We start from the raw sequence: 4,662 nt of genomic DNA on the forward strand, positions 1-4,662 counted from the left end.
GGCATAGGGCTGAGTAATGTTTTGATTTGCAACTATAAAATTACTCATTTTCTGCGATATGTGGAAATCCCTGTGCCTCTTTTATATCCCAAGAAGAAGGTTATCTATTAACTTGCGAAACTTGAACTATTTACAAATCTCAAACTGCGACATGGAGGAACGGAACAGCCGTAACATTCGGTATCAACGTTAACGGAGCTGTGCCAGGGGCTGCATTGGACGGTCATATATCAGAACAATTTACTGCAACTGAATATGAACTCACTTTGACATCAATGAATGGTACTTCTGTTATCTATTCGGATGATGCTACGTTGACAGTCAGCAATCCTGATGCGGCTGATATTTTGAGACTGAATCCTGCATTTGTTGAAGATGGCGTATTGCAAGTTTCTGCACTTCCAACTGGAAATAATGTAGATTACGACTTTGAAAGTGGTATTATTAAAGCGAATGCATATACCACTGCTTTGGGTGATCCTACATTCACTGATATGGATTATAAGACATTCGTAGACAATGGCGGTGATACTCAAAATTCAAAAGATTTTGCAAATTGGGATTGGATTGAAAATGGCGAATTGCATGTAAATAAGTGGATAGAGGGCTCTAATGTTCCTGCTAACCAGCAACACATGTACAAAGTTCGTAAGATCCGTGCTCAGTATCCGTTATTTTATAATGAAAACAACAAGATAACCTTTGATTTCGAAGTTGTTGTCAAGAGTCAGGTATACAGTGATGATCCTACTCAAGTTATTACATTTGATAACGACAAGCTGGTTGCAGTCTATGGTGGAGCAGACGGTAGCAATAAGGTAGACATCAAGAATGCTGTCAAGAGTGCCGTATTTGCATTAGGATCAGACAAGGGCAAGTCCTATACATTGTTTGCTACTAAAGCCGGAGATATTACTGCGATGGGGTATGCATATGGAATAACAGATAATTTGACAACTGCTGTATCATCAGTTAATTATATGCTTGATGCCAACAACATGTTGATTGAATTGGCTGTAAAAGATATGAACTATCTAGGTTATAGTGGTGAAGATATCTTAGCTGCTCAGACAGGAGAAGAGAAATTCTATCTGAAAGAAGCTGATTATCTGAAGTTGTGGAATTCTGTAAAAAATCAAGCTTATTTCGAGGTAGCAGGCAATTATTACGCGCTTAAGGATGCTGCAGCAGCCAATAAGGATGCAGATTATACCTGGTTTATTGCTTACGCAACCCAGATTAAATTCCAAACACAAAAAGATATTGTAGTTGGAACTACAACTGAAAAACCAGCCGATAACCGAATTGTATCTGTTGCTATAAAAGCTGTAGATAAGAATTATGCAGCCAAGTTCATTGAAAATATCAATGACTTTGGTGGCAATTTGAATCTTAATGCGTTCGATGGCAACTCAGTTATTACAGTAAAAGATCAATTGGAAGAAGGTGTAAGTGAAACATCTACAGTCGATATGCAATTGATAGTAAAAGATATATGGAATAAGACTATGTATGTTCCATTTAAACTGACTGTTAAGACTACGAAATAAGCGTTAGCTTATAAATAACCAAATGCTTACCTAAGATAAGAGAGGCGTTCTCAATCTTGTATTGAGGATTGCCTCTCTTATCTTAGGTAAGCATTTGGAAAGTAAGTTAATGTCCATCAGCCGGTTTAACAGACTGATTAAATGGAGCTAATGCAATCCTTTCCCAGTCCTGACATACTGGGACTGTTGTCTTCACGCATCAGGACTGGAGTCCTATATGTATTAGGAATGCAGTCCTGGTATATTAGGATTATGCGAGGACTCATAAGCTTGCGGATAAGTAATTAATCACCGTAGCCATTGCAGGCGTACTTTTATATAGGCTTCTAATGAACGTATCTCATTTTCCAGCACCAAGAGTAAAGGTGATAAATAAAAAAGCGGCTCAAAAGAGCCGCTTTTTTATTTATAGAGTAATCAAAGTGGATTATTCGCCCACTTGGATAGTCACAGGAACTGATACAGCCTTTGTATATCCCCATACATCGGTTACATGGACTGTAATAGAGGTTTCTGTGGTATTTGGCATCGGAGTTGCTTTCACTACGATTGCGCCTTCTACCGGATTTTCTTTCGTACCACCCGGTATACGGAGACTAATGCCGCCATTGAAGTATTCTGCTCTATCAGGTGTTACATATACATTCTGAATTTGCTTACTTGTCCAAGCGTCGTTAGGATTATCTTTCTTATTTGTCGGAGTTCCATTAGCACTTGTATTCGGAACAACGCTGAACTTGTTATTATTGTAATCGACACCCGTAATCATGCTGCCAGTGATAGCGTAACCAGATTCATTGTTGGCAATAACAGGAATTGAATTATTGCCTACCGGGGTTACGGTACCTTCGTAAATCGGGCTCATGATAGTGATAGTGAACTGATAAGTCTTGTCTGCTTCCTTATCGTATACCCACTTCGTATCAGCATAGTTGTCATTCTTAGCGGTAACAATCAAGTTCTTGCCGTATCCAAGTTCGATACCCGTGCTGTTATTTACTCCTACTTCATTCAATATAATGTAATCATTATCAAGAGTTGTACCTGAATGGGTAAGTGTAGCCAAGCCATCATTAGTATTAGTACCAGTTGCTCCAGACTTGTATTCGGTATTGCCTACAGTAGCCAATGTCGTTTCTGTATCAAGAGACAATGTAGCATATTTATCTACAGCAGTAAAGTATCTCTTGACATTAATCTGATTCTTGTTAGCGTCTGTATTATAGAAGTATGCGGTGATTACATCATCAACCACAAAGTTTGCGTCGCGTGTAAACTGGTCAGCTACAGTCGGAGCAGTGAATGTTACAGGAACTACAATCGAGTTGATATCACCATTCTTAGCATCTTTAAATGCAAGCTTCAAGTAATACTGCTTAGCTAAGTGCAATTTGCCTGCATTTTCTTTATCAACTGTGACTTTGATAGTTTCTAATGTCTTAGCTGTAGCTTCCTTATCATTTGCATCCTTATATGCAATCGTCAAAGATTTGATACCATCTGCTACTGCAGATTTGCAGTCTTTATCTGTATACAATGCAGCTACAGTCTTAGTCAAGTTAACACGGTTAATCCAAGAAATCCACTTGTCAGATCCTAATTCATTTTCCATGTAGCTAATAGCCAAATCAAATCCTTGCGGTTTATTTGCATCTAACAGGTTCGAGATGTCGTATGTTTCAGCTTCGTATTCTACAACATTAGTAGTGATGACAGAACTTAAGTCTACAAAATACTTAACTTTATCCACATTACCTTGTGTATCCAATGTATGGATTGTCATAATAAAAGGATCGGCAGGGGTAACGAGGTCTGGATCTATTGTCACTTTGAAAGTACGTGCTTCATTATCCCACTGTATGCCGTACGTTTCTTGATCAGCCTTTTCAAATTCGAACCACATATCATACATTGCACCTTTTGCATCTTCCGGAACAACGATGGTATATGTTTTCCCTAAATCCACCTCTATTTTTTCCTCTGTAGTATTACCAACGTTAGCGTTGCTGTTTTTAATTTCCTTTACAGCAACTTTATCCAAAGCCAGACCTTCTTTTGCTGTAACTTGAATGTCATAAGCAGAACGGGTGCTATAATCAGCGTTGATTGCAAAAGCGACTTTCTCATCCTTATTTTCTTGATCCAATTCATTTTCGAAATCGGTATTTTCACCACTCGTCAAAGTGAATTCGTCCATGCTCAATGTGAACAAACCGTTGCTTGTTCCTGCAGCACGTCCCTGTGCATTGTCAAGTGTAAGCAAGTCATCGTATGCTTTTGCCGTTAATTTGATATGGCTCAGTTCTTGATTCTTCGAATTAACCAAGGTGTAAGCCACTTCATCTGCCGGAGCATCTACAGGATTAACACGTATGCCAATAGCAGAGTTAGAAGAATATACTACAGACTCATTAGCAGGCAATGCTCTTGGACCTGCCCATTGGCTTGGACGGTGAAATGTATTCCAGATAAGTTCCAATTTATTATTTTGTCTATCAGCTGAATTCCCTTGTGTATCTTCCAATATAATAGAAGAAATCATGGATGCAGGCCCCGGACAATAGATTTCCAGCATTTCTTTTCCGTCTTCTGTCGGAGCATAGATGGTGAAACCACCGTTAGCTTCAGCTACGGCATAAGTTGCACCGTTAGCTTTGTATTCAGTAGCTTCCAGTTCACCTTTTTCATTGGCTACATACCATACGCCGTCTTTAATTTCCGGAACGACAATCTTTCCAGCTTCACCATCGATGGCAGCTTTGTATTCGGTCTTCTCACCGTCTTTATACCAATAACCATCTTCACCGATTTCCCATGATGTACCCGGAGCACCTGCAGCACCCGGAGCACCATTTTGTCCGTCCTTACCATTTACGATATTGAATGACTGACCGTCAGAGAAGGTTACTGTGAATCCGCCTTCGATAGAGGTAATGTTAGTAATCCATTTTCCTGCGCTAATCTGCGCCTGCAAGTCTTCGAGGTCGGCCTTAATTCCGTCCACTTGTGACTGCAGATTACTGATGTCATCATCGTAGTCTTTACAAGAGGTAAAAGTTCCTGCCGAAGCGAACAATAACGCTCCGAACAGCAGTGCACTTAAATACTTTTT

The 4,662-nt window shown here is 39.5% G+C and carries 2 protein-coding genes; one reads left to right on the top strand and one right to left on the bottom strand.

All coding sequences use genetic code 11. From position 1 onward, the window contains the following. The first annotated feature begins 200 nt into the window (after positions 1 to 200). A complete protein-coding gene (locus H9625_RS17065; protein ID WP_191765510.1) occupies positions 201 to 1,550 on the top strand; it encodes a hypothetical protein in 1,350 nt (449 codons plus the stop codon). Between the two features lie 427 nt (positions 1,551 to 1,977). On the opposite strand, the gene H9625_RS17070 is transcribed toward H9625_RS17065, so the two are convergent. After that, a partial coding sequence (locus H9625_RS17070) for a PL29 family lyase N-terminal domain-containing protein (RefSeq protein ID WP_191765512.1) occupies positions 1,978 to 4,662 on the bottom strand: 2,685 nt, incomplete at its 5' end.

The organism is Phocaeicola intestinalis (assembly GCF_014837065.1).
Lineage (GTDB): Bacteria > Bacteroidota > Bacteroidia > Bacteroidales > Bacteroidaceae > Phocaeicola > Phocaeicola intestinalis.